Annotated in this window: 23 protein-coding genes; 12 read left to right on the top strand and 11 right to left on the bottom strand. The window is 56.0% G+C overall.

Going from position 1 to position 26631, the window contains the following annotated elements:
• Window positions 1-275: 275 nt before the first annotated feature.
• Together ABJT94_RS02355 and ABJT94_RS02350 are read right to left on the bottom strand one after the other, a co-directional pair.
• Window positions 276-1346, bottom strand: coding sequence for a hypothetical protein (locus ABJT94_RS02355; RefSeq protein ID WP_348477460.1), 1071 nt, complete (start codon window positions 1344-1346; stop codon window positions 276-278).
• A 142-nt stretch (window positions 1347-1488) separates the two neighbouring features.
• The gene (locus ABJT94_RS02350) at window positions 1489-2667 is read right to left on the bottom strand and encodes a hypothetical protein (RefSeq protein ID WP_348477459.1); all 1179 of its coding nucleotides are present in this window, start codon (window positions 2665-2667) and stop codon (window positions 1489-1491) included.
• 213 nt (window positions 2668-2880) lie between these two features.
• Between ABJT94_RS02350 and ABJT94_RS02345 the strand changes: the two genes are divergently transcribed.
• From ABJT94_RS02345 to ABJT94_RS02320, 6 genes are all read left to right on the top strand, one after another.
• Window positions 2881-4287 (top strand): C13 family peptidase, encoded by a 1407-nt coding sequence (locus tag ABJT94_RS02345; RefSeq protein ID WP_348477457.1) that lies wholly within the window; start codon window positions 2881-2883, stop codon window positions 4285-4287.
• A 324-nt stretch (window positions 4288-4611) separates the two neighbouring features.
• Window positions 4612-5736 (top strand): M14-type cytosolic carboxypeptidase, encoded by a 1125-nt coding sequence (locus ABJT94_RS02340; protein ID WP_348477455.1) that lies wholly within the window; start codon window positions 4612-4614, stop codon window positions 5734-5736.
• A gap of 68 nt (window positions 5737-5804) precedes the next feature.
• On the top strand, window positions 5805-6116 hold the full coding sequence (locus ABJT94_RS02335) for a cupin (protein WP_348477454.1): 312 nt from the start codon (window positions 5805-5807) through the stop codon (window positions 6114-6116).
• Window positions 6117-6148: 32 nt separating this feature from the next.
• A complete protein-coding gene (locus tag ABJT94_RS02330; RefSeq protein WP_348477453.1) occupies window positions 6149-6904 on the top strand; it encodes an SDR family oxidoreductase in 756 nt (251 codons plus the stop codon).
• A gap of 94 nt (window positions 6905-6998) precedes the next feature.
• The gene (locus tag ABJT94_RS02325; protein ID WP_348477452.1) at window positions 6999-7436 is read left to right on the top strand and encodes a VOC family protein; all 438 of its coding nucleotides are present in this window, start codon (window positions 6999-7001) and stop codon (window positions 7434-7436) included.
• Window positions 7433-7912 carry a GNAT family N-acetyltransferase gene (locus ABJT94_RS02320; protein ID WP_348477451.1) on the top strand — a complete coding sequence of 160 codons (480 nt, stop codon included), beginning with the start codon at window positions 7433-7435 and terminating at the stop codon, window positions 7910-7912. Before ABJT94_RS02325 ends, ABJT94_RS02320 begins: the two co-directional genes overlap by 4 nt.
• A gap of 93 nt (window positions 7913-8005) precedes the next feature.
• Here ABJT94_RS02320 and ABJT94_RS02315 read toward each other — a convergent pair whose 3' ends face one another.
• Complete coding sequence (locus tag ABJT94_RS02315; RefSeq protein WP_348477450.1) at window positions 8006-8560, bottom strand: NAD(P)H-dependent oxidoreductase; 555 nt, start codon at window positions 8558-8560, stop codon at window positions 8006-8008.
• Between the two features lie 128 nt (window positions 8561-8688).
• Here ABJT94_RS02315 and ABJT94_RS02310 point away from each other — a divergent pair, with 128 nt between their 5' ends.
• From ABJT94_RS02310 to ABJT94_RS02295, 4 genes are all read left to right on the top strand, one after another.
• Window positions 8689-9588, top strand: coding sequence for a LysR family transcriptional regulator (locus ABJT94_RS02310; RefSeq protein ID WP_348477449.1), 900 nt, complete (start codon window positions 8689-8691; stop codon window positions 9586-9588).
• A 209-nt stretch (window positions 9589-9797) separates the two neighbouring features.
• Complete coding sequence (locus ABJT94_RS02305; protein ID WP_348477448.1) at window positions 9798-11237, top strand: MFS transporter; 1440 nt, start codon at window positions 9798-9800, stop codon at window positions 11235-11237.
• Window positions 11238-11432: 195 nt separating this feature from the next.
• Entirely contained in the window at window positions 11433-12431 is a 999-nt protein-coding gene (locus ABJT94_RS02300; RefSeq protein WP_348477447.1) for a DctP family TRAP transporter solute-binding subunit, read from the top strand.
• Between the two features lie 153 nt (window positions 12432-12584).
• Complete coding sequence (locus tag ABJT94_RS02295) at window positions 12585-14264, top strand: NAD-dependent malic enzyme (RefSeq protein WP_348477446.1); 1680 nt, start codon at window positions 12585-12587, stop codon at window positions 14262-14264.
• Between the two features lie 78 nt (window positions 14265-14342).
• Here the strand turns inward: ABJT94_RS02295 and ABJT94_RS02290 are convergent, their stop codons facing one another.
• The 8 genes from ABJT94_RS02290 to aceA form a co-directional block, all read right to left on the bottom strand.
• The gene (locus tag ABJT94_RS02290; protein ID WP_348477445.1) at window positions 14343-14729 is read right to left on the bottom strand and encodes a DUF302 domain-containing protein; all 387 of its coding nucleotides are present in this window, start codon (window positions 14727-14729) and stop codon (window positions 14343-14345) included.
• A gap of 229 nt (window positions 14730-14958) precedes the next feature.
• Window positions 14959-16314, bottom strand: coding sequence for an APC family permease (locus ABJT94_RS02285; protein WP_348477443.1), 1356 nt, complete (start codon window positions 16312-16314; stop codon window positions 14959-14961).
• A 51-nt stretch (window positions 16315-16365) separates the two neighbouring features.
• On the bottom strand, window positions 16366-16854 hold the full coding sequence (locus ABJT94_RS02280; protein ID WP_348477442.1) for a cytochrome c: 489 nt from the start codon (window positions 16852-16854) through the stop codon (window positions 16366-16368).
• Between the two features lie 42 nt (window positions 16855-16896).
• Entirely contained in the window at window positions 16897-18249 is a 1353-nt protein-coding gene (locus ABJT94_RS02275; protein ID WP_348477441.1) for a multicopper oxidase family protein, read from the bottom strand.
• Window positions 18250-18565: 316 nt separating this feature from the next.
• Complete coding sequence (locus ABJT94_RS02270; RefSeq protein WP_348477440.1) at window positions 18566-18775, bottom strand: hypothetical protein; 210 nt, start codon at window positions 18773-18775, stop codon at window positions 18566-18568.
• Window positions 18776-18857: 82 nt separating this feature from the next.
• Window positions 18858-19310 carry a cytochrome c gene (locus ABJT94_RS02265; protein WP_348477439.1) on the bottom strand — a complete coding sequence of 151 codons (453 nt, stop codon included), beginning with the start codon at window positions 19308-19310 and terminating at the stop codon, window positions 18858-18860.
• 659 nt (window positions 19311-19969) lie between these two features.
• The gene (locus tag ABJT94_RS02260; protein WP_348477438.1) at window positions 19970-21109 is read right to left on the bottom strand and encodes a HupE/UreJ family protein; all 1140 of its coding nucleotides are present in this window, start codon (window positions 21107-21109) and stop codon (window positions 19970-19972) included.
• Between the two features lie 212 nt (window positions 21110-21321).
• Window positions 21322-22656, bottom strand: coding sequence for an isocitrate lyase (aceA, locus tag ABJT94_RS02255; protein WP_348477437.1), 1335 nt, complete (start codon window positions 22654-22656; stop codon window positions 21322-21324).
• 231 nt (window positions 22657-22887) lie between these two features.
• On the opposite strand from aceA, the gene ABJT94_RS02250 reads away from it, so the two are divergent.
• Both ABJT94_RS02250 and ABJT94_RS02245 read left to right on the top strand, forming a co-directional pair.
• Window positions 22888-23838: a LysR family transcriptional regulator gene (locus tag ABJT94_RS02250; RefSeq protein WP_127556009.1), complete on the top strand. Its 951-nt coding sequence runs from the start codon at window positions 22888-22890 to the stop codon at window positions 23836-23838.
• Between the two features lie 148 nt (window positions 23839-23986).
• On the top strand, window positions 23987-26167 hold the full coding sequence (locus tag ABJT94_RS02245; protein ID WP_348477436.1) for a malate synthase G: 2181 nt from the start codon (window positions 23987-23989) through the stop codon (window positions 26165-26167).
• The last annotated feature ends 464 nt before the right edge of the window (window positions 26168-26631 follow it).

Raw genomic sequence — 26631 nt, 5'->3', positions numbered from 1 at the left:
AATAGCCGGACAGTCCGAAGAATTATTACGGGTTTTTTTCGTTCACCTGAGCGGGTTCGGATAGTAAAGCAGCGAGATTTAAAGGCGACTGTTTGTGTGTTTTTTGTCCGTACACTGTCATTTATGGCAAAAATGTTACTGAATCCCTGGCTGAACCATCGAGTTTTTCAATAATGCCGTCCGTCAAGTCAGGTCTGTGTGACGCCAGTGCGAATCGTCAGTGGGGCGTTCCGGTTAGTGCGTGTCGCACGTTCGTGAACGCCCCGGCAGGTGTGCTACTGATTCAAGGTATCGAACACATTGGCCGAGAGGCTCTTGTCGGACCCGTTGCGCACCAGTCGCAGGGTGTCCCAATGCCACCAGCTCCAGTACTGGTCAATGGCAAAGTCGACGCCCAGTCCACCGACCGTGAAGTTGTTGATCACGGGCGCGTAGTCGCCCGAGGTGGCCGAACCGATCACTTCAAAGTGATCGGTGCTGTCGCCCATCAGAACCGGGAAGTTGTTATAGCGCAGGCCGGTAGGTGACTTCGCCACCGCATCCAGTTCGCCGTTGGTCTTGATGCTCGCTGAGCAGGATTCAAGGTTCTCCTGACGGATGGAACCACAGGCGCTGTGCAACGGCACAACACTGTCGTCGTACCCCAGTATGAAGGGCTTGCTGGCACGCAGGAAGGCATCGCCACTGCCGACAAAACGAAGCCTGGGTACTGCATTGTTTTGGGTTGCCAGAGAGCGGGCTGCAGCCGGCTGCAAATCACGCACGACCCCCAGTTCGTCTGGACCGACATTGGTGCCCAGAAACCAGTTCACGACCGAGGTGGCGGCGCCGGCGAAGATGTTATCGCTGTCGATCACCGAGACGGCAAGGTCGGCCAGTTCAGTCCCGCCACCGGCACCGGCCATATCCAGAGACACCAGGAAATTAACCCGGCTGGATGGATAACCCCATTCCCATAACCAGCCATTGAGATTGCGCAGCATCTGTCTTGCGACCAGATCGCCCGTCGAATGGGTGAGCAACACACAGCCGGACTGGCAGGTGCCATTGTCGGCCAGAGTTTTTACCTGCCGCTTGATCTGATCACTGATGCCCTGGCTGATGCGTTCACTGGCGGACCAGTACAGCACGACTTCGGAGCGTTGCAGCCAGTATTCCTGCCAGTAATCGATGGCTTCAGCCTGCAGACTGGCATCCGTCGGCTGGGTGCCCAGTTGCTGGTACTGAAAGCCGTGTATCAGCACGACCGGTTTGCCGTTCAGGCTTGCCTGGGCTTGCCAGCTCAGCAACGCAAAGCCGAGCAGAAGTAGAAGGCGCGTGGTGGCGCGGGTGATGGGTCGTATCATAGTGAACCTACCTTATTGTTGTTGTGGTGTTGCGGCGCAGTACGACGGGCTCTGCGCCCGGACTTTTTTCCCGGCACTCGTTATTGCCAGGTCACTACGTCCCTGTAGGTCCTGTACCGGAGCGGAGAATGTGATCCGCCGATTACAGGTTGTTGCTCAGTTCATCGAGAAATTCCTGGCGTTGCTGTGCCAGCGGGTCACTCCAGGTGCTGTCGGCATAGCCTTCCAGATCAAAGGCCGGAATCGGAAATTCATCCTGAGGTGCCTGGCCTTGCAAGTCGGGTATGCCATTGCCGCCCATGCGGGTCAGGTGCACGTCACGCAGTACATAGGGGCCTGGCGCCTCCAGGTCGATTAAGGCAGGGCCCGAGGCACGCAACCTGAGGCCTGGTTCAGTGGCCGTTAGCGGGCCTTCGGTTTCCAGGTGCAGCAGCGGGTCGCCGCCGCTGCTGTAGAGGTTGGCCTGCACGAAATAGTAGCCGCTGCGGTCGTAATCCAGTGACAGGGGTAGCACCAGAAACTCGCCGTCGATGTGCGGGTCGGTAATGCCGGTCAGCGTTACAACCGGTACTTCGTAAGTGAAGGGCGCCGCGACCGATAACCGTTGCTGGCCCACACTGGCTTGCAACCGCCATTGCAGCTCCCGCGGCCAGGCACTGGCGTGGTCGCTGAGATCGACCGTCAGGTGGTGACGAATGGATGAATCCGCGTGCAACGCCAGCGATTGGCGATGCAGTACAGTACCGGCATGGTCGGTTACGCTGAGGGAGACGTCTCGTACCAGGCTGTCATCGCTGGTTGTCAGCGACAAGGTGAGTCGCTGTTCGTCGCCGATAAAATAGTGGTAGCGGTCCAGCGTCAGTCTGGCATCAAAGGTGGCGCCGTTGGCCAGCGGAAAGGGAATGCTGACCTGCTGCGGCTGATTAAACCGATAGCGCAGTGCTTCCTGTTCAGAGCCAATGGGCTGTGAAAATGGCGGATACCGGTTCTGTTCCCGGTAGACATCGGCGACCTGGGTCAGCGACTGGCGCAGGTTGGCGGGTAAGCTGACTTCATCGTCCAGAGAGTCTGCACCCGTTTCTGTATCGGGTATTTTCCCGGGAGACATCAGCCGGGGCGCGGCTGGTAATTGTGCAACACCGGTCTGGGTTGTGTTATTCGCAGCGCCGGACGCAGGCGTATCGGTTTCCGCCGCAGGGTTGGTCGATGCCCGGGAAACCTTTGTATGTGCTGGATCCGACACGGGTTTCAGTGCCGCCAGGCCACTCACAGTAGCCAGGGTGACCAGTGTCAGCCCGGCCAGTACCCATCGTTGTTTCATCTGTTCGCCTTTCTTGTTTTTATTAGGCTGTTTTACTGCGTGCTTCAAAGTAGGAGGTGCCGGGCAAGGGGTCTAGTATCGGAGGATGATTTACCAACTTTGAGAAAAATGATTCACGATTGCCTCTTTACTGATGGCATTGGTGAGGTAGCATCAATAGTCATCCCGATTATGCCCATCTCACGTTTCGCCTTTTAAGCCAAGGAAATGACTTTGCCTAACTCACTGTTCTCTCTGTTGTTCTTACTGGCGCTCTCGGGGCCCGTTTTAGCGGCCTCCCTGACTACCCCGGATGGCGGTGACTATGAAGGTGATGTGAAAAACGGCCTGTTGCACGGCGATGGCCGCATTGACTGGCCCGATGGCACTTATTACATCGGAAGCTTCCGAAACGGCTTGAAGCACGGAGAAGGTGCGGAATCCCTGCCGGATGGCCGGATATACAGAGGAGCGTATCGAAACGGGCAGTGGGTGAGCGGAGTGTTGCACTTCCCCAATGGCCAGTCCTATGAGGGTGAATTCGAGCGGCAACGTTTTGATGGCAAAGGCAAGCTCACCTTTGGTAACCGGACTGTATACGAGGGCGATTTTCAGGCCGGGAAGATGGAAGGGGAAGGGCAGATGACCGCGGCGGATGGCACTGTCTATGAGGGCGCCTTCAGTGGCGATCGTTTGACGCAAGGGACGCTTACTTCGAGGGACGGCTCGGTCTATGAAGGTGAGTTAAGGAACTGGCGCCCGCACGGGGAAGGTCGCCTGGTACAGGCAGATGGCGAGGTACTTGAAGGCCAGTTCGCCTATGGCGAGCACATCGACGAGAGTGGCCTGTCCCGTTTTCAAGCAGAACAGGCCGGCCATCAGGCGCGACTGGAGCGGGCACTCTATTCCCAGCGCACCCTGGTCGATGCCCAGCTGAAACGTCTGCGCGACCAAACCCCGGGCGAGCGGGAAGTCTTCACCGTGCTCGCTGCCCTTAGTAACGCGGAAACCGTTTTTCGGACCGAAATTGAAACCATTGATGCTCAACTCACGGCCATGCCCCCCTTCGAAGGCCGCGTGGTTACCCTGGCCAATGAACTGCACGATCGCGACAATTACCCGCTCGCCACCGAGACCAGCCTGACTCACATTATTCGCACGCTCGGTAAACGGCTTGGAGAAGAAGACCTGATCTTCGTCTATCTCACCTCTCACGGCAGCTCCGATCACGAACTCTCGGTCGATTTCAACAGTGACCAGTCATTGCCCGATATAGACCCAGCGGAACTGGCTGAGATCCTCGACGAAGCCCCACAACAGAAAGTAGTGGTGATCTCCGCCTGCTATTCCGGTGGGTTTATTCCCGAGCTCAGCGATGAGAATACGCTCGTCATCACCGCTGCCGCCGCCGACAAACCGTCCTTCGGTTGTTCCAACGAAGAGACCATGACTTATTTTGGCCGTGCTTTCTTTGAAACGGCTTTCTCACTGGAAAAGCCGCTGGATGTTGTCTTCGAAGATGCCCAAGCCGCTGTCACCGAGCGCGAGCTTGCTCAGGAATTTGACCCTTCCAACCCGCAGATAGGGGAGGCTGTATCGGTTATTCAGGCCTGGGATGAATGGCGCACTCAAGTTCATTGAGAGTGGGTCGAGTTTTCAGGGTGCTTTACGGTTCTGAGAAAAAAGGATTCACCTTTGCCTCTTTACTGGCGGCAATGGTGAGGTAGCATCGACTGTCATTTAATCAACTCATGGTTTCGCGTTCGCCTATGAGACTAGCGGCGGGTGCCGGGTGTGCCCCTGTGGGGTAGTCCGCAGCAAGGATGCTGCGGCCTAGGCTCCATGGATGGATTAACGCCGACCCCACAGGGGCGCACCCGGTAACCGCCGCGGGCCAACACCTCTCACAAGACCCGAACGCCGAATATCGATTTACCAATTACTTTGAAGACAGGAGCGAAGAGCATGCACATTAACCAGCGTTTCGATGGCGGTAATATTATTTGTCTGGATGCCTCCGACCCCGGTGCGGTGGAGTTGCAGATTCGCTCCGATGTCGGGGACGAGCACAAGCAATGGTTTTATTTTCAGGTACTGGATGCGCGCGATCAGGCGTGCCGGTTCGACATTACCAATGCCGGGCAGGTGTCTTTCCCCAGGGCCTTCCACGACTATCAGGCTGTGGCGTCCTACGACCGTGAATTCTGGTTTCGGGTGCCGACCCGGTACGATGGGCAAACCCTGACCATCGAGCACAGCCCCGAAACCGACAGCATCTACTATGCCTATTTTGCGCCTTACAGCTTTGAGCGGCATCAGCAGTTGATTGCCGCGACGCTGGCATCGCCGCTGGTGCAGGCCGATACCCTGTGTATTTCCCCGGACGGCCATCCGCTGACCCGCCTGACCATTGGCGAACCGTCCTCCGACAAGAAAGTCTGCTGGGTCATTGGACGCCAGCACCCCGGTGAAACCATGGCGGAATGGTGGATGGAGGGCTTTCTGGAGCGCCTGCTGGATGAACAGGATAGTCTGAGTCGTCAGTTACTGGAGCATTGCGTGTTCCATGTGGTACCCAATATGAACCCCGATGGCAGTGTGCGCGGGCATCTGCGCTGTAATGCACATGGTCGTAACCTGAACCGTGAATGGCTGGAACCGAGTGAAGAGTTTTCACCGGAAGTCTATTTTGCCCGCGAAGCCATGGCTAAAACCGGTGTGGACTTTTGCCTGGATGTTCACGGTGATGAAGAATTGCCCTACAACTTTATTGCCGGGGCCGAGGGCATACCGGCCTGGAACAAGCACATGGCTTTGCAATTGAGCACCTTCAAGTCGGTGTTGCAGACCGCCTGTCCGGACTTTCAGACCGATGTCGGTTACCCCATCGCTGAGCCCGGCAAAGCGAATCTGACGCTGTGCACCGCTTATGTGGCCGAGCACCACAAATGCCTGGCGATGACTCTGGAGATGCCGTTCAAGGACACCACCGCCACGCCCATGCCCTCGACCGGTTGGTCGCCGGACCGTTGCCAGCGACTGGGTGCGGCTAATATTGATGCGATTTGGCAGGTGTTGCCGTTATTGTGATGTGAACAGCGAACTTAGCCGCAAACCGAGCATTTTGATGCGAGTTCCAATTAACTGTTAAGGCGATCATGAACATCTATCGAGCCAAAGATTTCACCGCAGAGAAAGCCTGGGGCGCTCAGGATATTGCCCTGATGAACGGAATCTCAACGCGCTTGCACTGGACTGATCAGCCCTATAAATGGCACATCAACGACGGGCAGGAAGTGTTTGCTGTGCTGGATGGCCGGGTTGAGATGTTGTATCGCGAAGCCGGCGTTGAGCACTCTGTTGTTCTGGAAAGCGGTGATGTGTTTTACGCGTCGGTTGGCACTGAGCACGTCGCCCATCCATTGGGCGAAGCCCGGATACTGGTGGTCGAGCAGGCCGGCAGTGTCTGACGCACCATTCTCATGATCAGGCAGGTAACGCTATGACAACGACAAACGCCATCGCACTGGTCACCGGCGCAGGCCGGGGTATCGGCGCGGCGACTGCCCGGTTATTGGCAAAAGCAGGGTATTTTGTGTGCATCAACTACCGGTCCGATGCCGCATCGGCCAGGGCGTTGGCGATGAGCATTGGCGAAACGGGCGGAAAGTGCCAGGTTATCCAGGCTGATGTATCGCAGGAAGCCGAGGTGGAGAGGTTGTTCCAGGTGATCGACCGGTTGCCCGGAACACTCCGCGTCCTGGTCAACAATGCGGGGATATTGAAGACCCAGATGCGCCTGGAAAACATGACCGCCGAGCGCATAAACCAGGTTCTGGCGACCAATGTGACCGGGCCATTTATCTGTTGCCGTGAAGCCGTAAAACGCATGTCGACACGCCATGGCGGGCCCGGTGGCACCATTGTTAATGTCTCTTCGGCGGCGGCGAGAACCGGTTCACCGAATGAATATGTCGACTATGCAGCCTCCAAAGGCGCGCTGGATACGATGACCCGGGGGTTGTCACTGGAGGTGGCCGCCGAGGGTATAAGGGTGAACGCGGTCCGGCCCGGGCTGATTCACACCGACATTCATTCCGATGGCGGCGAACCGGGCCGGGTGGCACGATTGAGCGATCGCATTCCGTTGCAGCGGGGTGGCCAGCCGGAAGAAATTGCCGAGGCGATCTTGTGGCTGGTGTCGGATCGGTCGTCATACTGCACCGGCAGTGTGATTGATCTGGCCGGTGGGTTGTAAGGCAACACCCGTGAACGGCATTGATTGCCCGGACCGGAGCCGATAATCTCGGGCTCCGGTAATTCTTGTTTCTCTGCGTTAGCGAGGTATCCCCATGTCTACCCAATACCAGGCGTTGTCGCCATTTCATCTGGCCTTTCCTGTTCACGATCTGGGCGCCGCCCGGCAGTTCTATGGCGAGGTTCTGGGCTGTGCCGAAGGGCGCAGTTCCGACCATTGGATCGACTTCGACTTCTTCGGGCATCAAATTGTCGCTCACCTTTCAGAACAGGCAGAGGCGGCAAAACCCATTTCCAATGCGGTTGACGGACATGACGTGCCGGTGCCCCATTTCGGTGTCGTGCTGTCGATGGACGAATGGCAGGCCATGGCCGATCGGCTGACGGCCATGAACTTTGAATTCGTGATCAAGCCCTACATTCGCTTTAAAGGCGAGCCAGGAGAGCAGGGCACCTTGTTTTTCCGCGACCCCAGCGGCAATGCCATTGAAATGAAAGGCTTTGCCGATCGCAGCAGTTTGTTTGCCCGTTGAACGCGTTATCCCTGGAGCGGTTGCCACGCGACGGCTATGAGCGGGCCACTGCTTTATCTGTGGCACCCGAGCAACTGGCTTATACCGGCACCGTTGCCGACGCGCTCGCCGGGAGCGATGAGGCGCGACACCCGCATGGCATCTGGTTTGACCAGTCGTTGGTTGGATTCTTTATTGTCGATACCCGATTTGATCGTGAATTCGAATTTTGCGATCAGGGCTCTCTGGGTATCAGAACGTTTCTGATCGATAGCCGCCGACAAGGTCAGGGCCTGGGCAAGGCAGCGGTAATAGCACTGACGCCTTATCTGGCCAGGGCTTACCCCGGTTCGGCTGCGGTGTGGCTCACGGTCAATTGCAGAAATCTGGCCGCTTACCGGTGTTACCAGCAGGGTGGCTTTACCGATACCGGCGACCTGTACCTGGGTGGGGCAGCCGGGCCACAGCATGTGATGCGCCAGAGTTTGTCACGCTGAGCCTTTTGTTGAAGCAGGCATCCATAGTTCTCCAGGATACCAAAAAAAAAGACGGGCAAGGCCCGTCTTTTTCATTATGATCCGACTGCGCGCTTAGCGCAGTGTTTTCATAGCACCAGTCCAGGCGACCAGTTGGTCGAGCATGGCGGACAGCGTTTCCTGGTGCATGTCGGCTGGTTTGAACTCACTGAAGTTTTCAAAATCGGTGAACAGCGACAATTGAACCTGGTTGCGCACGTGAGCCAGTTGCAGTTCTGATGCGATTTGGCGCAGGTGCTCAACGGCACGCACACCACCGGCGGAACCGTAGCCAACAAAACCGGCGGCTTTGTTGTTCCACTCGACACTGATGTAATCCAGCGCGTTCTTCAGCGCACCTGAAATGCTGTGGTTGTATTCCGGTGTCACGAAGATATAGCCATCGTACTGGGCAATGGTCTGTGACCATTTTTTGGTGTGCTCATTAGCATACTGCTGAAAGCCAGCGGGCATGGCTTCATCCAGTACCGGCAGGTTGAAATCAGCAATATCGACTAACTCAAATTGAGCGTCGCTGCGCTTTTGTGCGTTTTCCAGAACCCAGTTTGCCACGGCAATGTTGTTACGCCCCGGGCGGGTTGAACCTGTTACGACTGCAATCTTGTTCATAGTAAGCTCCTCTGGGGTGACCGAATGGGCACCCGAATTCTGTATCACCCCCACAGTATGAAGACTACCCAGCGGCAATCAATGGGGCTATTATTGACAGATTGTTTCGTAATAGGAAACCATGGGTTATGGATACGTTGCTTAGCATGAAGGTGCTGTTGGCCGTGGTCGATCACGCAAGTTTTGTTCAGGCGGCCGAGCATCTGGGTCTGTCCAAGGCGATGGTCAGCAAGCACGTCATGCACCTGGAAAACCGCCTGGGCGCCCGCCTGCTGAACCGGAACAGTCGTCACCTGAGTGTGACGGAGTCTGGCCGGGTTTATTTGGAGCGGTGTCGGGCCATGCTTGAAGAGCTCGATGAAGTTGAAGCCACGGTCAGTCGCGCGACGGTTACACCGCGTGGCACCATTCGCTTTACTGCCCCCATGTGGCTGGCAACAGACTACTTTACCCGGTTGCTGCGGGAATTTCGTGAGCATTACCCGGAAGTTACCTTCGATATCGACATCAGCGGGCGTTTTGTCGACATCGTTGAGGAAGGGTTCGATCTGGCACTTCGGGCTAGCCGCACGCTGCACCCTAACCTGATTGCCCGCCCGCTGATGACGATTCCGTTTTACATTGTCGCCTCGCCAGGCTACCTGGAGCGCCACGGTACGCCAGAGCAGGGCAGCGATCTGGAGCGGCACGGCATGCTGGCGTATTCGCTGATTCGCGGTAAGGAATTTACCCTGACCGGGCCGGAAGGAGAGGTGAAAATTAACTTTAACTCGGTGTTGCAGTCGAACAACGAGTCGCTGTTACTGTCAGCGGCGGTCAATGACATGGGCATCGCTATCTTGCCCGGTGGCCTGGTTGAGCGGGAATTGGGGCAGGGTAATCTGACCCAGGTACTGCCGGGCTATACACCGCTTAACAGCCAGCTTTATGCGGTTTATACCAGCCGGCGTTATCTGTCTGCTAAAGTGCGAACATTCATCGATTTTTTGTCGGATCGGATGGAGTGTCCGGAGCACCTCCAGAGCTAGTGGTCCATGCGGACAGTTCTGTCACTGTCACGGTGCCAGCAAGCCCAGAGCTTCGTTGTCAAACCTTGAAATAGCGGTGCTATTCCGGCGGTTCATACAGTAAAGTTCCGGGCCTCGCCCTGAACTTGCTGGCGTTGTTCCTTAGTAACAGAATTTCACGCGAGGGCTTCTAGTCTCCGATACCGATTGTCGTTTTTAACGGATCTTTCATGTCTGAATCTGAATTGCCAACCATAGCGGAAACGCCACCGCCAGAACCCAGGCCGGCGCAACGGGTTCGCGACAGCCTAACGGTGTCGATGAAAGACAGTGTGGCGTCTTCGGTGATGACCGGGACGGTGGATCAGTTCCTCAATGCCTTTGCGATATTTCTGCGGGCAAGCAGTGTGCAAATTGGCTGGTTGACCGGTATACCGCAGCTACTGGGCGGCCTGTTTCAGATACTGTCGGTCTGGCTTGGCGGCTACTGGCCACGTCGTAGCCTGATCGTGTTGGGCGCTGCCGTGCAAACCCTGTCGCTGGTGGGTCTGTGTGCTCTGGCGCTGCCGTTCCCCTGGCCCGAGGGCGCCCGGGTGCCGCTGTTGATCGGCTGTGCCATTGTCTATCACGGTGCTTCCAACCTGGCTCAACCGCAATGGAAAGCCCTGATGGGCAACCTGGTTCCTCCCCGGTTGCGCGGGCGCTATTTCGGCGTTCGCTCCCGGCTGGCCATGGCGACGTCGTTCTTCGCCTTTCTGTCGGGTGGCCTGTTGCTGAATGGCTCGGCCTCGCTGAGTGTTGAATCACTGGGCTTTGCCGCTCTGTTTCTCATTGCCGTATTTGGCCGCGGCATGTCCACCCGATACCTGCATCGGATGTACGATCCCTACCGGCCAGATCACTCCCGTGGCCGTGGTCTGATGCATACACTGCGCAGCATGAAACGCGCCTTTGCCGACCAGCGGTTTCGGCGCTTCACGCTGTTTCTGGCCGGCATGCAATGCATGGTGGCCTTGTCGGCCCCGTTTTTTGCCGTTTATATGCTGCGCGATCTGCAATTCACCTACCTGCAATTTACGCTGAACACGGCGGCCTCCATTCTGGTTCAGTTTGTGTTGTTGCGTTACTGGGGGCGCATTGCCGACCGCAAGGGTAACCGCTATGTCATGGCTCTGGGTGCTACGGTCATACCGGTGTTGCCGGTGCTCTGGCTGTTTTCCGATAACCTGGTGTATCTGATGGGTGTGCAAATGCTGGGGGGTGCGGCCTGGGCCGGATTTACGCTGGCAACATCGAACTTCCTCTATGACCTGAAACCCGACGACAGTGAATTCGCCGGCTATGCCGCCATGCAATCCACCATTGGCGCGGCTGCTGTGTTTGTAGGTGCCATCAGCGGCGGGTATCTGATCAGTTGGGTGCCGAATGCTCTCGTCATCGGTAACTGGTCGTGGCCAATTGCGCGTCCCATCTGGGTCATATTTGTGATCTCTGCGGTGCTTCGTGCCGTCGTTGCCCTGTGGTACTTGCCCAGGGCGCCTGAGTTGCGGGTAAAGCAACGTGGTCGCGTGCGTGATCTGGTTTTTCGAGTGTCACGCTTCACACCCATTTCCGGTGTCGTTTTCGACGTGGTCAGTGGCAGGCGCAAGAAGCCGCGCCCTCCGCAATAGTGTCGTTGCAAGCCAATCCGGGTAAATGGATGGGATGCCACCACTTCCGGGCTGGAATTGGGTGGATTCCTACCCGTCATCGGCAGCAGCTTCGCGCCGTCACGGCCTTGTGGCAGTGGCGCCATTCTTGCTTGTGATTCGGGTTGGCGCTGCGGCGACCTACCACTACAATAATTTTAATCACAGGAAACGCTCATGACGCTGCTCTCTCTTCGCTGGTTGCGACTCGCATTGCCTTGCGTTCTGGTTGCCGGGTTTGCTTCGGCTGAACCCCAAACCCTGATTTTTTCTCACGTTGTCAGTGAAAACACACCCAAAGGCAAAATGGCACTGATGTTCAAATCGATGATTGAGCGTCGGATGGGGGATCAGTTTCAAATTGAGATATATCCCAATACCGAACTGATGGACGACGACGAAGCCGTAGTGGCCATTGCAGAGGGTCGCATCCACTTCGCGGCCCCGTCACTGTCTAAGTTTGAAGCCTATACCGGGCAGTTGATGGTGTATGACCTGCCCTTTCTGTTCGCCAACATGGAAGCGGTTGAGCGCTTTCAGAACAGCCCGACCGGTCTTAACCTGCTGACCCATATGCAGTCAGATGGCATTCTGGGGCTGGGTTATCTGCATAACGGCCTTAAACAGTTGACCGCGAATCGGGATTTCACCCGGCCAGATGACCTGGCGGGCCTGCGCTTCCGGACAATGACCTCTGAAGTGTTGCAAAAGCAGTTTGAACTGCTCGATGCCGAAGCTGTACCCATGGCCTTTGGTCGGGTCTACCAGGCACTGGCCGATAATGAGATTCAGGGGCAGGAGAACACCTGGTCGAACATCTATTCGCAGGCCTTCTATGAGCACCAGCCGTTCATGATGCAATCGAATCATGGCGTACTGGATTACATGGTGATCACCAATACCGATTTCTGGAACAGCCTGACGGCAGAGCAACGTCAGGAGTTTCGCTTTGCTATGGAGATGTCGGTGAAATACGGCAATGCAGTGGCACTGGCGAAAAACCAGAACGACCGTGCCGCCATTGCCTCCATGTCAGGCGTGACCTTGCATGAGCCGACATTGCAGCAGTTGGTCCAATGGCAGAATGCCATGAAGCCCCTATGGCAGGAGTACGAACCACAAATCGGCGCTGACGTTATTGAAGCGGCACTGGATGCCAACCAGACCCCTGACTAAAGGCCCGGGTTCGCTGTCTGGAACGCAGGTTCCCGCTGCCTGTCCCGGGAATTCTACCCGGCGGTGGCGGGAACAGGGTGCTGTATTGATGCTAAAATACGTCCATTAGTGACCGTTAAATCCGATTAATGACATGGAACAGACCTGCCCATTATGAGTAATTCTGAAAAACGCCCGCTTTATATTCCCTACGCCGGACCAACCCTGCTGGAACTTCCGTTGTTGAACAAAGGCAGTGCCTTCACTCAGGAAGAGCGCGTTTCGTTCAATCTGATCGGGTTGTTGCCACAAAACGTGGAGACCATTGAAGAGCAGGCCGAGCGGGCCTACCGTCAGTACCAGTTGTGCCAGAGTGATCTGGACCGCCACATCGCCCTGCGTTCGATTCAGGACGACAACGAAACCCTGTTTTTCCGCTTGCTCGAAGATCATCTCGAGGAAATGCTGCCGATCATCTACACCCCGACGGTGGGCGAGGCTTGTCAGGAGTTCTCCAATATCTATCGCAACCACCGGGGCCTGTTCATCAGCTACCCGGACCGCGATCACATGGATGACATGCTGCGCAGTGCCACCAAAGACAACGTGAAAGTCATCGTTGTGACCGATGGCGAGCGCATTCTGGGCCTGGGTGATCAGGGCATCGGTGGCATGGGCATTCCCATCGGCAAGTTGTCGTTGTACACCGCTTGTGGTGGTATCAGCCCGGCCAATACGCTGCCGATCATGCTGGATGTAGGCACCAACAATCAGACGCTGCTGAACGATCCCATGTACATGGGCTGGCGCCATAACCGCATCAGCCAGGACGAGTACGATGCGTTTATTGAACAATTCATTCAGGCTGTAAAACGCCGCTGGCCCGATGCCCTGTTGCAATTCGAAGATTTTGCCCAGACCAACGCCATGCCGGTGCTGGAACGCTACCGCGAAGAACTGTGCTGCTTTAACGATGACATTCAGGGAACGGCATCGGTCTGTGTGGCAACCCTGTTGGCGGCTTGTAAAGCCAAAGGCGAGCCGGTCAGCGAACAGCGCGTTGCGTTCGTGGGTGCCGGTTCCGCCGGCTGCGGTATTGCCGAGCAAATCATCGTGGCGATGCAGGATGAAGGCCTGTCCGAAGCCGAAGCCCGAAAGCGGGTCTTTATGGTCGACCGCTTTGGGTTGCTGACCAGCGATATGGTAGACCTTTATGACTTTCAGGCGCGGCTAGCCCAGCCAGCCGATTTGGTTGCCGGCTGGTCTGGTACCGACTTGCTGGATGTCGTGAAACAGGCGAAACCAACCATTCTGATCGGTGTCTCAGGCCAGAGAGGCTTGTTCACTGAAGACGTCATTAAGGCATTGCATTCGGGCTGTGCACGGCCTGTGGTCATGCCATTGTCGAACCCGACATCCAAAGTCGAGGCCACCCCGGCCGACGTGCTGGCCTGGACCGATGGCCAGGCGCTGGTAGCAACAGGCTCTCCGTTTGGGCCGGTAAGGGTCAATGGCCAGACTTACCCCATCGCTCAGTGCAACAATGCCTACATCTTTCCGGGCATTGGGCTTGGTGCGCTGGCCGTCGGTGCTGAACGTATCACCGATTCCATGTTGATGGCGGCGTCAAAGGCGCTCGCCAATCAGGCTCCCATGGTGCAAACCGGCGAGGGCGCACTGCTACCGCCATTGGCCGATATTCGCGAAACCAGCAAACTAATTGCTTTTGAAGTCGCCCGTCAGGCTCAGGCCGATGGCGTAGCCCTGATGAGCAGCGAAGAGCAGGTCCGCGAAACCATCGAGGCGAACTTCTGGACACCGCGTTACCGGCAGTATCGACGTCGGGCTGTGTGAGATGGGCTTCGACGGTTGAATCCGGTGTTAATGTTAATAAAGTGCCCTGCCAGCTAGGCAGGGCGATTGCCAGCCTTACTACACAGACATAACTGCTTTACTTAACAAGTCCCGTACCTGACCGGCAACCGCTTTCAGTTCATCGTTTTCTATTGCGCTCATTGAGGCCACGGGGTCTATTGCGCTTACCTCAACGCCGTCTCCAATCGATCGAAGAATGACGTTGCAGGGCAACATCGCACCAGCGCGAGGTTCAAGACCGATGGCCTCAAATGCCATTGTCGGATTGCAGGCTCCGAGAATTCGATAGGGAGCCATCTCTTTATCCAGTTTCTTTTTCATGGTGGCCTGAACATCAATTTCTGTCAGTACGCCAAACCCCTGGTCTGCCAGGGCTTTACGGGTACGAGCGTCGACAGTATCGAAATCGGCGTTCTGGATCAGTCGGTTGATGGTGTAACTCATGGTTGTCTGTCCTTCTTTCAGGTTTTGCAAGTTGGAACATCTAGATGTCTGCATACAGTGAAGGATATCTGTACCGCATTAAAGGGTTGTATGTGTAAATACTAATATTCATTCCCCTTTTCGACGGAACCTTGGTTCGACTACTTCACCAATCTGTTAGACGATCCTCATTGCCCCGGTTGAGTGCTAAACATCGTTCGATTTCATTTGGGCAATAGCCAAATGCACATTAGCGGTGATGATGATCGTCAGACTTTTCGTCTTCTGCTTGCGCAGATTCTGGCGATTTTTTCAGGAAGACCTGTTCCGCTGTGGCGATCACTATCATGGTGACGACCGCCACACCAATTACAAATGGATCGGTGTTTAGCTTCACCCAGACAAAGCCACCCAGGACGAGTAAGTCCAGCAGAATGGCCATCAAGGGCACCCAAGCCTGTGCTTTAACATCAGCTTTCAGGTAGCGAAGTACGCCCCAGTGGATGGCAATATCCATAATCAAGTAAAACACAATACCCAGTGCAGCAATTCGGGATAAATCAAAGAATGCTGTAAGAATCAGCCCCAACACGACGGTATAGACTAGCGTGTGTTTTTGAATGCTCCCTGGCATGCCAAAGTGACTGTGAGGCACCAACTGCATTTCTGTCAGCATGGCCAGCATTCGCGAAACCGCGAAAATACTGGCAAGAATGCCACCGGCGGTGGCCATCATGGCAATAGCCACGGTGAACCAAACCCCGTAATCGCCCAATGCCGGTCGCGCCGCCGCCGCTAGGGAGTAGTCTTGTGTTTCAATGATTTCAGGCAGCGAGAGATTGCTGGAAACGGCAAAGCCGACCAAGGTATAGATTACTACACACGCCGCGATGGAGATCACAATAGCACGGCCAACGTTGCGATGGGGGTCTTGCACCTCTGAGCCGCTGTTGGTGATTGTTGTAAAGCCCTTGAACGCCAGTATCCCCAAAGCCGTCGCCCCCAAGAAATTACCCAGGGATCCAGCCTCTCCAGGGGTGGAGAAATCGACGGAGATGCTGTCGGAAATCCAGACTCCCACCAGCCCGAAAATCACAATGCCCGTGATCTTCAAGATCCCAATAAAGGAAGCCACCCCCTGAATCATTCGGTTGCCAAGCAGGTTGATCAGGAGAGCGGCGAGCATGAGCGACACCCCGAGAATGGGAACCAGGCGACCACCTTCATCGCCACCAAAGAGCTGCATGGTATAGGAGCCGAAGGTGCGGGCCAGAAAACTCTGCGCGATCACCATCGAAAAGTACATCAACAAGGCGTTAAACGCTGTAGGCAGGCGATTCCCGTAGGCTTTGTGCAAATACATTCCAATGCCCCCGGCGGACGGGTACGCATTGGAGATTTTTATATAGGAGTAGGCACTAAAGCCGACAACGACCGCTGCGGCCAGAAACGCCAACGGAAACAGGGCGCCGGTCATCTGTGCCATTTGCCCGGTGAGCGCAAAGATACCGGCACCGATCATGACGCCCGTCCCCAGCATTACTGTCCCAGCCAGCGTCAGGCTGCCTTCCCGGTAATGCGTTGTTCTGTCTTTCTCACTTGCCATAAGCCCTCCGACTTTTAATCGTCCAGTTTGGAAGCCTTGTTTCCCTGTAGACTATTGTCTGTCACTGCTGGACTGTTCACGTTCCAGCCAGAGCTGATAGATGTCATCCGACCAGTAGCTTTGAAAACTGGCGATCACATTTATGATTTGACGGTCGCTTAATCTGTCGCCCCAGGCAGGCATAACGCCACCTACCGGTTCTCCACCTTGTTCGATAACCATTTTGAGCACACCCAATGGGTGGTGCCAGGCATGGGCTGTACCATTCAACGGGGGTGGTGGGTACTGGCCGTTCGCAGCCACTGTTTTCCAATTGGGTGTGGACTCAGCATTTTGTCCATGGCAACCAGCGCAGTTTTCCCCAAAAATTTCTTTTCCACGCGTTACCTCATCTTGTGTGTACCATCGTCCCGTGCCCGCTTTCGGTTCGAGTGAGATACTGGAAGTATCGATGGTTTCGCCCGCGTTCCGCGAAGTCTCCTGATTGTCTGTGCAGGCAGCGAGGCCCAATATTGCAGTTGTTATCCAAATAAATTTCATGGCATTACCCTATACTTGTTTCTGTTTGCACCGTTACTGTTGTTAAACAACTTCAAACCAGGTCATCATCCCGGTTGCCTGGTGGTCTATCATGTGGCAATGGATAAGCCACTTACCCGGATTTCCGGCCATCAATCGGACAGACTGCTTCTGACCTCTTAACAGGGTCAGGCTGTCATGCCAGCGCCCATCCGCCCAGACATGATGACCATGCCAATGCACGGTGTGTGGAAAGGCCGTGCGATTGTCGAGCAGCAGTTCAACCGACTCTCCCTGTCGGGCACGAAAGAGGGGTGCTTCAGGCATGCCCGTTTGGCCACTGATCGCCCAGAACTGGCCTCTTGCAGCCAGCTCTCTAAAGCTATGGGGCTCTCCCTGGAATTGAGCCGTCTGCAACCGCCCCATCGCTCCGCCTTCGAGGGTTACCGGCACACGTTGGTTTACACCGGCAGGCACGTGAGGCATGGGGTTAGCCGGCAAAGCCATCGCATCCGGGTAAGCCGGGACACCTGTACCTTCAGCCGGGTTTAGGTCAACCTGTGCAACGAGCAGGGGCTCATCACCACTAACTTCCAGTAGTTGGCCGGCGTCACGGGCGATCCAGCCTATATCCCAACGCTCGCTAGGCCCCAGGAGAATCACCTCGGGAACCGGTTCGGGGATGGCGAGCGGCTGGCCATCTTTCGCAAGCCACAACGCCCCCGGAAACGCGGCATGTAACTGCAGAATCCTATTGGTGGCTGTGTTGATCAGCCGCAGTCTGACTCGTTCGCCCGCGTTTGCCTCGCCCCGCCAAGGGCCCGCCTGGTGATTGATGGTCAGAAAATTACCCATTCGACCCGCGTGTGACTGGTTGTGACGGTTAGCAAACGCAGGGTCGATGCGACCGTTTCTGCTCAGGCTCCAATCATCAATCAACAACGGCCAATCCCGCTCGAAGCGAGGCTCGTTGTTGCCGGTAACGACCAGTGCGCCATAGAGCCCACGTGCCAACTGTTCAATAGTATTGTGGTGGCTGTGAAACCAGAATGTGCCCGCATCCGGTGACATTATTTGATAGTCAAAAGAGGCACCCGGTTCTATGGGCGCCTGGGTCAAGCCAGACACACCGTCCATCGCATTGCCAACACGGACTCCGTGCCAGTGGATGGTCGTTGGCACCGGCAAGTGGTTGGTCACGCGCAGTGTTTGCATGACGCCCTGTTGTAACGTCAGCTTCGGTTGGTTGTAGGCCCAGATCGGGGTTGGTGCGGCGAACCAGGACGCCGTCGTTTCCCGGGCCTGAATGTTGATGTGCGGGACTTGTGGTTGGTCAGCCCAGAGTGACCAGGGCAGCATTGAAGCCGCTGTCAATTGTGCCCCGTTCTTGATCCATTGCCGTCGTGTCAGATTCATTGTTACCGTCCTCGTTTAACCCAAGCTACCGGCTGCGGGAAACAGCCTCAACATCCAGGAAGCGATGCGACTCATAACGCCCATAATCATCAACCACCCCATTCACTTGATAGAACTCCCGCTAGCCGATGAAGCCATTTTGCGATGCGACCCCGACCGCTCAGACGGTTTTGCGAATACACAAGGAGCTGTGCTGCAAATAGAAAAGGAACAGCAAGTTCCAGTGAGCCAACAATTGCTGTGTCAGAGAACTCAATGACGACATCGCCAGAATTGGCCTGATGCCAGGCGTTATGTCCAACGCTTCCCAATCCACTCACAGGCGAGAATTATTGTTGCTGTGAGGCGGTTCGCTGAATGCAAGAAAGTACAGCAACCCAAGGTTTAGTATGGGAACCAGTGCCAGAACACTGAGAATGCCCGGAAATCCAAGCTTTTCGCAGATTCGCCATAAAGGTATGACCACCAGTGCAGCGACCAGTGGCCACCAGAACAGGTGAAAACCCCAACTCATATCCATCATCATTGCTTAGTCTCCTGATTTTGAGATCGAGATTGTGTGCAACTGAGGTAACTCAGCCAGAGCACTCTCGGCCTGCGCCTTTTTGTTAAATGTCATTGATCACCTGCGCCTCACGAATAAAGGCGAGGATGAACGTCATTTGAGTAAACCCAACTGTGGGTTGCGGCGGCATGTCGCCAAACGACCAGTGATGTTGCCGTGACCCCTGTGTTACTGCCCGGTAGAACGCTTTGTTGGAATGGTGTCCGGCGTTATAAATGGAATGGATTAATGGCGGCCCGGCCTCTGATCCCTCAGCATTCAGCCCGTGGCAGGATGCACAGGTTTGGTTGAACATTCGTTGCCCAGTTCGAGCTTTCTCCGATAGCCCTTCAACAACGACATCAACATGATTTGGCATGTCATTGGCCTCGATTGCAGGCGCGATAGCCATGGCTAAAGTGCCCAAAACGAGAAGTGCAATAAGCGGAAGCGCGTAGGTAGCGGCACCAGGTATCATCATGGAAGGATGACTATGGCGTTCAAACAGTGATCTCATGAGTGACCTCAGTATCTATATTGATCCGAAATAAAGTGACGGTCAGAGCATCAAGAGACAGGGGGTATGCTGTCAGGTGACAGTGATAGGCGCCGGATTAGCCTCTCGTCTGAGCGTAACGGTCATTAAATGATTGAGGATCAGAGACTGGGTGGGCGTTCGAGAGCGCTATGATAGCCCGAGTGGAGGGAATGATTGAGCGGTTGTGTATAACGCTCTGTGGCCTGTGGCGCACCGTTGACCAGACTGGTAGTGACCTGCGCTACCAGAGGTAAGGTACATGCCATAACGCTGCAGTGTGAACGAAACTGACCGGAATGGTCGGCCATTCCACAGTGTTCAACATGATGCTCGGCACACAATGACACTGTTTGATCGTGGCTGATGGTTGTGGTTTCCGCCCAAGCCAATACACCCCCTAGTACCTGGAACATAACCAGGAATAGAACAAGGATGTATTTGAGCTTAAAGGTCGTCATCGCTGGCGTCGCTGGCTTGAACGAACTCAGAGAATACTCGCGGGGCTACCGAATTTCCAGTCGAAGACCTCTTTTTTACCAGTAGAGGCCACCGACGATTGGGCAGCGCTTCCCGGGTGACCTGACGCATCCAAACGCTGCTGCCTGGAACATCCGTGTCCCGTTAGCTTGTGTGAATGCTTAAACACCGTAAACCGTTCGTTCAAATACCCACCAGCCGGCCATCAAGGCGATCGCGATGGAAGCGGGGTTCGTAATGTAGCTCCGGTACCACGCTTTATTCCTGAACCAGACGCCGACCGCCAGAAAGCACAGGGCAATAACAGTCAACTGACCAAGTTCGACCCCGATGTTGAACCCGACCAGGCCTGTAATAAAGTGATTTGGACTTAGCCCTATTTCCGTTAGAACGCTGGCAAAGCCAAGGCCATGCAAAAGGCCAAAGCCAAAAATGACGGCGGGTCGCCATTTGCTGAGGTTGCGTGACCAGAGATTCTCGACACAAACGTAGACGATCGAGAGCGCGATTAGAGGCTCCACAATGGCAGCTGGTATGGTCACGATACCCAGCATGCCCAAAGCAAGGGTAACTGTATGCGCCAGGGTGAAGCTGCTCACTTGCCAGAGTAGCGGCTTTATTCTTGAGCTCAGCAGGAACAGGCCGACTACGAACAAGATGTGATCGAGCCCTTTGGGCAGGATGTGTTCGAAGCCAATAACGAGGTAGTTTGCAAAAATTGAGAAGCCACTTTGTTTCACGGCGCCTGTGATATCAAAAGGTCCTGTCGCCACACCAGGTTGAAGGTATTCTGTATAAACCTCCTGTCCGGTTGCGGAACTGACCCGAAGTGCTGAACCGCCAAACTGTTCATCCCACTGCCAGTTCAGGCTTGAGCTACCGACAGGCAACGTGCCGGTAAACGTAATGACGGCCTCTCTGGCCAGCTCCAGATCCGGTTCACTGGTTAAGGTCAGGTTCGGCTCGGCCAGGTTGATATCGAGGCCGTCGGCTTGCAACTGTATGCCACGGATCAGGTCGGGTGCAAACGCGTTGAAAACAGGCATCAGCTCTTGCTCTGACATGGCCCGGTACCGATCATACTCAGCGGCTTGGGGCGCATTATTCGTATCGGTTACGTCCGGTCCGATACCCGCCAGGTAAGTCTCGACACTGGTTTGAATGTCAATGCTGTAGGAACCGTTCTCATCGAGAGTCAGGTCGATGATGGCCGGGCGAATTTCGTGAGCCGTTGACATGGTGCTGAGGGCCAGCAAAAAAACAAAAAGGCCTGAAATGGCCAGTTTGGTGGTAGAAATCATGTGTTAGAGTCCAATGCAGTTATTATTTGAGCGCTACAGGAGCAGTGTTAACAGAATAAGGCTGTTCACTGTGCAGTGTATACGAAGCAAATTTGACTGCCGATGCATTTATCGGGAACTGGAGGGAGGGGGTTGCTAACGTGACTGGGTCGTCAGCAGCCCGTATGAGGCAGGTCACTTCCGTGTGATCCTGTTCTGAGGTTTCTTGCAGATCAGGCGAACTGCTCTTCTTCAGTAGACCCGGTCAGTGCGGTAACCGAAGAGGTGCCGCCCTGAATGACCGTGGTCATGTCGTCGAAGTAGCCGGTGCCCACTTCCTGCTGGTGCGCCACAAAGGTGTAGCCCTTGTTGGCATCTTTGAATTCCTGCTCTTGCAGTTCAACGTAGGCCGACATGTCCTTGCGGGCATAGGCGTGGGCCAGGTTGAACATGCCGTGCCACATGTTGTGAATGCCAGCCAGCGTGATGAACTGGAACTTGTAGCCCATGGCTGACAATTCAGTCTGGAATTTCGCAATGGTCGCGTCGTCCAGATTCTTGCGCCAGTTGAACGACGGTGAGCAGTTGTAGGCCAGCAGCTGATCCGGGAACTCCTTGCGGATGGCCTCGGCGAATTTGCGGGCCTCGTCCAGATCCGGCTTGGCCGTCTCGCACCACAGCAGGTCGGCGTAGGGCGCATAGGCCAGGCCGCGGGCGATGGCCTGATCGATACCGGCTTTAACGCGGTAGAAACCTTCTGCCGTGCGATCACCGACGATGAAGGGGGCATCGTAGGGGTCGCAGTCAGAAGTGATCAGATCCGCCGCATTGGCATCGGTGCGAGCCAGCAGAATAGTCGGTACACCTTCAACATCGGCTGCCAGGCGGGCCGCAGCCAGCTTCTGAACCGCTTCCTGAGTCGGCACCAGTACCTTGCCGCCCATGTGACCGCACTTTTTAACCGACGCCAACTGATCTTCAAAGTGCACACCGGAGGCACCGGCACGAATCATATTTTTCATCAGTTCATAGGCGTTCAGCACACCACCGAAACCGGCTTCGGCATCCGCCACAATGGGCGCGAAATAATCGGTGTACCCTTCATCACCCGGGTTCTTGCCGGTTTTCCACTGAATCTGGTCGGCCCGTTCAAAGGCGTTGTTGATGCGACGAACCACGGTCGGTACGGAATCAACGGCGTACAGCGACTGGTCCGGGTACATGGTTTCAGAAGAGTTGGCATCGGCCGCCACCTGCCAGCCAGAGAGGTAGATCGCCTGAATACCGGCTTTGACCTGCTGCACAGCCTGACCACCGGTCAGCGCGCCCATGGCGTTTACGAAGTCTTTTTCAGGACGAAAGGCCGGGCGTCCGCCTTCATTGATCAGTTGCCAGAGCTTCTCGGCACCGCGAGTGGCCACGGTATTGTCACGCTTCAGGGAACCGCGCAGACGCACCACATCTTCAGCACTGTAGGTGCGCTTTACGTTCTGCCAGCGGGGGTTGATGTCCCAGTCTTTCTGGATGGCTTCGATCTCAGCTTGGCGGTTGTAGTTTCCAGTGGTCATGGTCATGTCCTCTCGGTGTTTCGGTCTAGTTGTATTAGTCTTTTGTCGTTGTCGCTGCTGCAACGGTGTGTCTCTGCTGCGACCTTGACTTCACAGTAAAATCGCTTGGGTGATTTGGCCAATTTATAGTTATTATTTTCAGTATTCACAGTATGAATGATTGGTGGGCTTTGGGTATAATTCGGATCAAAGACGATTTTTAGACGAACAGGCGAACGGAAGGAGGAAAGGATGCAGCTGAGCCGCATCGACATGAACCTGCTGGTGTATCTGGATGTGCTGCTGCGTGAGCGCAGCGTGACTCGGGCGGCCGACAAACTGGGCATTAGCCAGCCGGCCATGAGCAACGGTTTGCGCCGACTGCGCACCCTGTTTGATGACCCCCTGTTGATTCGTACCAGTGAGGGCATGACGCCAACCGAGCGCGCCGGGCAACTGGAGCCCATGCTGCGCACCGTGCTGCAGGACATCGAGCGCGCCATTCAGCCTCGCTCTGACTTCGATGCCGAAAACAGTCAGCGGGTATTTCGCATCATGGTCAGCGACTATGCCGAATCGACCCTGGTACCGCCTTTGTTGCGGCGTTTGCGCGAAGAAGCCCCCAACGTCATTCTGGACCTGATGACCCCCAGCGACGTCAGTTTTCTGGATGTCGAGCAGGGTAAGGTCGACATGGTGATCAACCGCTTCGACGACATCCCCCAGTCATTCCACCAGACCATCGTGTGGCGCGACGAGTTCTGCTGCATGGTCAGCTCCGAGAACCCCATTCTGGAAAACTTCAGCCTGAAGAACTACCTGCAGGCGCAGCACGTCTGGGTCAGTAAAACCGGCTATGGCGTGGGTGTGGGGGTCGATCCGGCTGATGTACAGCGCCTGGGCTGGGTGGACGAAGTGCTCGGTCAACTGGGCAGCAAGCGCAACATCACTGTCTTTACCCGCCATTATCAGGCCGCCATGTTGCTGGCCGAGCAGAACGACCTGGTGGTTACGTTGCCGGCCCGGGCTGCCCTGCTGCAGGCCCATAATGATCGCTTGCGGGTCATGGCGCCGCCCTTTGTGATTCCCGGCATTCAACTGAAACTGGTGTGGAGCCCGTTGTTGCACCACGACCCGGCGCACCGGTGGATGCGACGTCTCATCAATGAAGTGGCCGAGCAGGTCCCAAGCCCCGAGTTTTAGTGGCATGTTGAATGGCGGGGTCGCTAAAACGTTCGTTGATCAAAAAGCCATTCATGCTGTGAATGGTGACTATAAGGTTTATAAATTAGTCGTATCCGGCTGGGCTCCCTAGACTCGAATAAAAAGCAAACAGCGAAAGGCCAGACTCATGACAGATCGAATTCAACACGGCGGTCTTCAGATCGCGACCGAACTCTATAACCTGATCGACCAGGAGATCGCCCCGGGCACCGGGGTTGAGCCCGCTCATTTCTGGGGTCAGTTTGAGGCCATACTGGATGAATTCGGGCCGCGCAACGAGGCGCTGTTGCGCCAGCGCGATACCTTGCAGGCGAAAATCGATCAGTACCATGCCGAGCGCTCCGTCGAACCGCACGACGCGGATGACTACAAAGCCTTTTTGCAGGACATCGGCTACTTGCTGCCCCCGGTCGACGTCAGGCCCATCACCACTGCCAATGTTGATACCGAAATCGCCGAACAAGCGGGTCCGCAGTTGGTGGTACCGGTCAAGAACGCCCGGTTTGCACTGAACGCTGCCAATGCCCGCTGGGGCAGCCTGTACGATGCCCTCTATGGCACCGATGCCATTTCAGAAGACGGCGGAGCCGAAAAAGGCCCGGGCTATAACCCGGTACGTGGTGCAAAGGTTATTGCCTTTGCCCGGGCGCACCTCGACCAGGCCACGCCACTGGCCAAAGGCTCTCATGCTGACGCGGTGGCCTACCGGATTGAACACGGCACTCTGTCGGTCGAACTGAGCGATGGTACGCGAACCGGCCTGGCTAACCCCGCCAAATGCCTGGGGTACCAGGGCGATGAAGCCACACCCACGGCCATTCTGCTGAAAAACAATGGACTGCACATCGAAATCCAGATCGATGCGACCAGCCCGGTTGGCAAAACCGATGCAGCCGGTGTCAAAGACCTGCTGGTCGAGGCCGCTCTGACCACCATTATGGATTGCGAAGATTCGGTTGCAGCCGTCGATGCCGAAGATAAAACCGAGGTTTACCGCAACTGGACGGGCCTGATGAAAGGCACGCTCAGCGAGTCGTTTGAAAAAGGCGGGCACACCATTACCCGCTCGCTGAACAGCGACCGGGCCTATCAGGGCCTGAACGGCCGCCCGCTGGTATTGCATGGCCGCAGCCTGATGTTCGTGCGCAACGTCGGCCACCTTATGAGCATCAACGCGGTGCTAGATCGCGACGGTCGAGAAGTGCCGGAGGGCATTCTCGATGGCATGGTCACGGCGCTGGCGGCCAAACACGATGTGCTGAACAACACCGAGCGGCGCAATAGTCGCACCGGCAGCGTTTACATCGTTAAGCCCAAGATGCACGGCCCGGAAGAAGTGACCTTTGCAGTCGACTTGTTCGCCCGCATTGAGCAGGCGCTCGATCTGCCAGCCAAGACCCTGAAAATAGGCATCATGGACGAAGAGCGTCGCACAACAGTTAACCTGGCGGCCTGCATTCAAGCCGCCAGTGACCGCACCGTTTTTATCAACACGGGCTTTCTCGACCGCACCGGCGATGAGATCCACACCAGCATGCTGGCTGGCCCAATGATTCCCAAGGCCCAGATGAAACAGCAAGCCTGGATCAGCGCCTACGAAGACAACAACGTTGATGCCGGCCTCGCGGCAGGCTTGCCAGGCAAAGCCCAGATCGGCAAGGGCATGTGGGCCATGCCGGACGAAATGGCCGCCATGCTCGAACAAAAACAGGGCCACCCCATGGTCGGTGCCAACACGGCCTGGGTACCGTCCCCCAACGGCGCCACCCTGCATTCAGTGCACTACCACCGCATCAGCGTGGCCGAGCGTCAGGAAACCCTGCGTCAACGCGAACCGGCCTCACTGGATGCCATTCTGCAAATTCCATTGCTGGCTGACCCGGGTTCACTGACCGCAGAAGCCATTCAGGCAGAACTCGACAATAACGCCCAGGGCATTCTCGGCTACGTCGTCCGCTGGATCGACCACGGCGTCGGCTGTTCAAAAGTCCCCGACATCAACAACGTTGGCCTGATGGAAGACCGCGCCACCCTGCGCATCTCCAGCCAGCACATGGCCAACTGGCTGCACCACGGTATCTGTACCGAAGCCCAGGTCATCGAAACCATGAAGCGAATGGCGGCCGTGGTCGACAAACAAAACGCCCACGACCCAAGTTACACACCCATGGCCAAAGACCCGGACAACAACATCGCCTTCCAGGCTGCCCTGGCGCTGGTGCTCGAAGGCAAACAGCAACCCAATGGCTACACCGAGCCTTTATTGCATGCGTACAGAATCAAGGCCAAGGAAGCACACCGCGCCTGACGGCGCTTTTGAGGGCACGGTTAGCTTTATTGCCTTGAGTTCGTGCTGGCCACCGGGTAGGCCTCTCCGGGGTCGGGCGGGATGCCGCCCACTCAACCCGTCCATGGGGCCTAGGCTTCGGCATCCATGCCTCAGACTACCCCGGAGAGGCCAACCCGGCAGCCAGCACAAAGCTACGGGTTGAATAACCCATTGATTTGCAACTAATCCGAGCCAGCGGGTTACTTTCTGAGATTAACCACAGGTTTACTGAGTTAGAAGTTCGCTGCAATTAAGCCGGATGGATGCATAGGGACACCGGGTGCGCTTACTGGGGGCCGTTAGACCGCATGGATGCGGTCTCCGAGCCCCCATGGATGGGTTCACGGCGTGCCTCCAGTAAGCGTACCCGGTGGCCCGATTGGCACTGAACTGCAAACTACCTCCCAGCCCATTTCGCCCGCGAACGTCTAACTCAGTACTCA

Origin of the sequence: Saccharospirillum sp. (assembly GCF_039982735.1) — a bacterium.
Lineage (GTDB): Bacteria > Pseudomonadota > Gammaproteobacteria > Pseudomonadales > Natronospirillaceae > Saccharospirillum.
This window is presented reverse-complemented; position numbering and strand designations above follow the sequence as displayed.